The organism is uncultured Caulobacter sp. (assembly GCF_937900395.1).
In the GTDB taxonomy this organism is placed as follows: Bacteria; Pseudomonadota; Alphaproteobacteria; order Caulobacterales; family Caulobacteraceae; genus Caulobacter.
This window is the reverse complement of the sequence record NZ_CALCDX010000142.1, coordinates 1-4124: the sequence shown is the minus strand read 5'-3', so window position 1 is coordinate 4124 and position 4124 is coordinate 1. Positions and strand designations below refer to the sequence as shown.

Sequence of the window (4124 nt, the reverse complement as noted above, 5' to 3'; positions counted from 1 at the left end):
CATGCCGGCCGACGGGTGCGGCAGCAGGATCGAGCGGGCGTGCAGCTGCAGCTTCAGGCCTTCCGACAGCGGCGCGGACTTCTCATCGCCATACTTGGGATCGCCCAGGATGGGGTGACCCATCGCCTTCATGTGCGCGCGAAGCTGGTGGGTGCGGCCCGTGTGCGGACGCAGCGCCATCCAGGTGACGCGCGGCCCGGCGCGGCTGATGGTGACGAATTCCGTCTCGGCCGGTTGGGCGTCCGGATCCTTCGGCTGGGCGGGCACGACCAGTTCGCGATCGCCCACCCCGCGCTTGGCCAGGTGCAGCTCCATCACCCCCTCGGTCGGGTGCGGATTGCCGGCGACGATGGCCCAATAGGTTTTCTGCGCCTTGCGCTTGGCGAAGGCGCCCGACAGACGCGCGGCGGCGCTGGGCGTCTTGCCCAGCAGCAGCACGCCAGAGGTGTCGCGGTCCAGACGATGGACCAGGCGCGGGCGATCGACGCCCTCGCCCCAGGCGCTGAGCAGCTTGTCGATGTGCTTGGTCGTCTTGGTGCCGCCCTGGACGGCGAGGCCCGCGGGCTTGTTCAGCGCCAGCACCTCCTCGTCCTCGTACAGCACCAGCGACTTGGCGTAGGCGACATCGCGCGCCGACAGCTTGCCCTTGTCGGCGGGATCGGGCGCGTCGGGCAGCGGCGGGACGCGGATCTGACTGCCGGCGGCCAGCTTGGTGTCGGCCTTGGCGCGCGAGCCGTCGACCCGGACCTGACCCGAGCGGAACAGCTTGTTGAGCTGGATGTGATTCAGGTGCGGCCAGCGCCGCTTGAACCAGCGATCCAGGCGCACCCCGTCCTCGCCGGCGTCGACATACAGGGTGCGGACTTCCTTGGTGGTGCTCATGCGAAGATCCTGCGGGCGATCAGAAGGCCCGCGAACAGGGCCGCCACGGACAGAAGCACGCTGGCGGCGGAATAGGAAAAGGCCTGCAGATAGGCGCGCTTCTGAATCATCAGCGCGGTTTCCAGCGAGAAGGACGAGAAGGTGGTGAAGCCTCCCATGACGCCGACGCCCAGCAGTATGCGCCACGGCTCGCTGGACGTCGCGCCGCGATGCGCCAGCCAAGACGCCAGGCACCCCATCAGGAAACCGCCGGCGATATTAACGGTGAAGGTTCCGTACGGCCAGCCGGAACCCATCACCCGTAAAGCGCCAACGCCGACAAGATAACGCGCCACCGAGCCGACGGCCCCGCCGGCGGCCACGAGAAGCAGTTTGTTCATGAAAGTCTTATGCTCCGGGCCGGCCCTAACGCCAAGCTCTCAAGATGGTTCCCTTGATTCTACGCGATTTCTTTTTCGGTAAACAACTTTGGAAACCCTATTTGATCACCACTCGTTAAACGCGCGGACGGCAACTTGTCGCGGTATTTCTAGAAGCGCAGAGCCATGTCCCGCCCACAACAATCCTCCGACGCGACCGAACGCGTGGCCCTTCCTGGGCCGGTGCTTCAGCGCCTCGCCGGCACGGATCTAGTCGCGCGCGGCTCGGTCAATGTCATTAGCGTCAAGACCATCCGCATGTGGGCCGGCGACTGGTGGGCTCAGAAGCGGGCCGACGTCTGGACCTATGTCGAGCGCAAGCTTGCCGAGCACCTGGACCGCAACGACCTGCGCGCCCGGATCTCGGAGAGCGAGTTCCTGATCGCCACCAACCACGAGCATGGCCTGGCCGCCCAGGCGACCAGCGTGCGCATCCTCGAGGACGTGCTGACCCATTTGCTGGGTTCGGCCGATCCGGCCGATCTCGGCATCCGCTCGGTGGTCAGCGTCGAGGGCGGCCAGGCCGTCTGCAAGCGCATCGATCCGACCGTCATCCTGGCGGCCCGCGCGCGCCGCGACTCTGAGCGTTCTCCCGTCCGCATCGCGGTCGATCCGGCCGACGAGGCTCGCCGCACGCCGGTGGCCTTCACCACCGCGGCCGGCGCCGCGCTTCGCGTCGACTTCACGCTGGAGCATGTGGTCAACCTGCGCCGCAACATCACCACGGCCGTGCGGATCGAACCGATGGTCACGCACCTGGCGAGCGGTCGCCAAGCCTCTGCCCGCGCCCTGACCAAGCTGTCGGACCGCGACGTCGCCTTCATCGACGAGTCGACCTTGAAGTACGCGGCCGTCTTCGCGCGCTCGGCTCAAGGCCCGCATACGCCCGAACTGATCCTGCCCGCGTCGTTCCGCACGTTGGGCACTCAGCGCGGCCGCGACCTGCTGACCGGCACGGCCGGCCTCTCGCTGGGCCTGCTGCGCGGCGGCGTCATGATCGAACTGGTCGACATCACCCGCGGCACCCCCGCCGGTCGTCTGCTGGAGGTCGTCGGCCTGCTGCGCGCCCTGACCCGCGGCGTGATCGCTCGCGTGCCTCCGGATCGTGAAGCGCTGCGCGTTCTACGCGACGCTCGCCTGGCGGGCCTGGCGCTGGACGCCTCGGACCTGACCGGGGAAGCCGCCAAGATCGCGATGGACATCATGGCTTTCGGCCGCGACGCCCGCGGGCTGGCGGCCACCACGATCCTGCAAGGCCTGCCGGCAGAAGGCTTCTTCGCGGCGGCCGAGACCGCTGGCCTGAGCCACGCGTCGCTGCGCGCCACCTATCCGCTGGGCAAGCAGGCCGCAGCCTAGACCACTTAGACGCGGCCGCGTCCGTACCCGATCGTCTTCACGATCTCCCGCGCGTCGTAAGCGTCGCGGTCGCGCGGCGTCGGGCCCTTGCCGAACACCACCTCGATCGACTGGGCGAAGGACGGCCCCGGACCGAGATTGAAGCTCGTCCCCAGGCCAAGTCCGACGCTGGTATGGCGGCCAAAGCTGGCCGAACCGCCGCCGACCGACATGCGAGGACCGCGGTCGTAGCCAGACGCCGAAGTCGAACGGTCCGCGATCCGGAACCAGTCATAGCCGTCGCGCAGCGCCAATTCGGCGGCCCGCAGCAGGGCGTAGTCGGCGATCTGAGCCTCCTTCGCTCCCGGCCCGCCCTGGAAGGTGACGCGATAGCGGCCGGCCTCCAGGCGATATTCGGAATAGCCGACATCGTTGGGCGCGCCGGACTGGGCGCGATAGACGGTTGGCGTGCTGGCGCAGGCGGCCAGCACCAGTCCCGACAGGACGGCGGCGACGAGGGGTTTGACGATCTTCATGGCGAGCCTCTTCAGACCTGTTCAACGGCGTCCGACGCCGGCTGTTCCGGAATCGGCAGGTCCAACGCTTCAAGCATCGCGACGAAATCCGACGGAAGCGGGGCCATGATCTTGCGCTCTCCGCCCAGCGGGTGCGGAAAGGTCAGCCTGGCGGCATGCAGCATCAGGCGCGGCACGGCCACGCCGCCCAGCATCAGCGCGCCGCCGTAACGGCTGTCGCCCGCCAGCGGTCGGCCGATCGAGGCCATGTGGACGCGCAATTGATGCATGCGGCCGGTGTCAGGCGAGAGCTCGACCAAGGCGGCGGTGGCGTTGGCGGCGAGGGTGCGATAGCGGCTGCGGGCGGTCTCGGCCTCCGGGTGGTCCGGCGCGCAGACGCGCATATAGGCCTCGCGACCGATCGACTCGCGCCGCAGCGGACTGTCGATCATGCCGCCCTTGGGTTCCGGAGCGCCTGGCGCGACGATGGCCAGGTAGCTCTTGCGGAACCGCTTGGCCATCATGGCCTCACCCAGGAAAGCCGCGCCCGGCTTGGTCTTGGCCGTCAGGATCACGCCCGAGGTGTCGCGGTCCAGGCGGTGGATCAGCCGCGGCCGCGCCTTGCCCGGCTTGGCGAACGCCCAGAGCAGGTCATCCAGCGTGTGAGCCTTGATGCGCCCGCCCTGGCTGGACAGGCCCGCCGGCTTGTTCAGCACGATGATCGCCTCGTCCTCGTACAGAACCCACGACTGCGCCGCCGCGATCTCCTCGGGCGTCAGGGTAATGGGACAATCGACGGCCTTGGGCTTGGCGACGCCGGGCGGGCGGCGGAATTTCGGACTGCTCATTTGCCGTCCTTACGCACCTTGCCCCAGGCTTCCAAGCGCTCTCGCACCTTGGCCTCGGCGCCGACGGGCTTGGGCTCATAGAAGCGCCGGCGCTCCATGCCGTCCGGGAAGTAGTTCTGGCCCGA

General features: G+C 68.4%; 6 protein-coding genes. 1 reads left to right on the top strand and 5 read right to left on the bottom strand.

Going from position 1 to position 4124, the window contains the following annotated elements:
* Both Q0379_RS11530 and crcB read right to left on the bottom strand, forming a co-directional pair.
* A partial coding sequence (locus Q0379_RS11530; protein ID WP_299008600.1) for an RluA family pseudouridine synthase occupies positions 1 to 882 on the bottom strand: 882 nt, incomplete at its 3' end.
* Entirely contained in the window at positions 879 to 1262 is a 384-nt protein-coding gene (gene crcB / locus Q0379_RS11525) for a fluoride efflux transporter CrcB (RefSeq protein ID WP_299008598.1), read from the bottom strand. The genes Q0379_RS11530 and crcB, both read right to left, overlap by 4 nt.
* Before the next feature lie 165 nt (positions 1263 to 1427).
* Here crcB and Q0379_RS11520 point away from each other — a divergent pair, with 165 nt between their 5' ends.
* Entirely contained in the window at positions 1428 to 2657 is a 1230-nt protein-coding gene (locus Q0379_RS11520; protein ID WP_299008597.1) for a hypothetical protein, read from the top strand.
* 5 nt (positions 2658 to 2662) lie between these two features.
* On the opposite strand, the gene Q0379_RS11515 is transcribed toward Q0379_RS11520, so the two are convergent.
* The 3 genes from Q0379_RS11515 to Q0379_RS11505 all read right to left on the bottom strand — a co-directional run.
* Positions 2663 to 3172 (bottom strand): hypothetical protein, encoded by a 510-nt coding sequence (locus Q0379_RS11515; RefSeq protein ID WP_299008595.1) that lies wholly within the window; start codon positions 3170 to 3172, stop codon positions 2663 to 2665.
* Positions 3173 to 3183: 11 nt separating this feature from the next.
* The gene (locus Q0379_RS11510) at positions 3184 to 3999 is read right to left on the bottom strand and encodes an RluA family pseudouridine synthase (RefSeq protein ID WP_299008593.1); all 816 of its coding nucleotides are present in this window, start codon (positions 3997 to 3999) and stop codon (positions 3184 to 3186) included.
* Positions 3996 to 4124: hypothetical protein (locus Q0379_RS11505; RefSeq protein ID WP_299008602.1), on the bottom strand; the 129-nt coding region annotated here is incomplete at its 5' end. The genes Q0379_RS11505 and Q0379_RS11510, both read right to left, overlap by 4 nt.

Excerpts from the sequence above, each read along its gene's own strand:
- crcB (WP_299008598.1), bottom strand. The coding sequence starts at position 1,262 with ATGAACAAACTGCTTCTCGTGGCCGCCGGCGGGGCCGTCGGCTCGGTG.
- Q0379_RS11520 (WP_299008597.1), top strand. The coding sequence starts at position 1,428 with ATGTCCCGCCCACAACAATCCTCCGACGCGACCGAACGCGTGGCCCTT.
- Q0379_RS11515 (WP_299008595.1), bottom strand. The coding sequence starts at position 3,172 with ATGAAGATCGTCAAACCCCTCGTCGCCGCCGTCCTGTCGGGACTGGTG.
- Q0379_RS11510 (WP_299008593.1), bottom strand. The coding sequence starts at position 3,999 with ATGAGCAGTCCGAAATTCCGCCGCCCGCCCGGCGTCGCCAAGCCCAAG.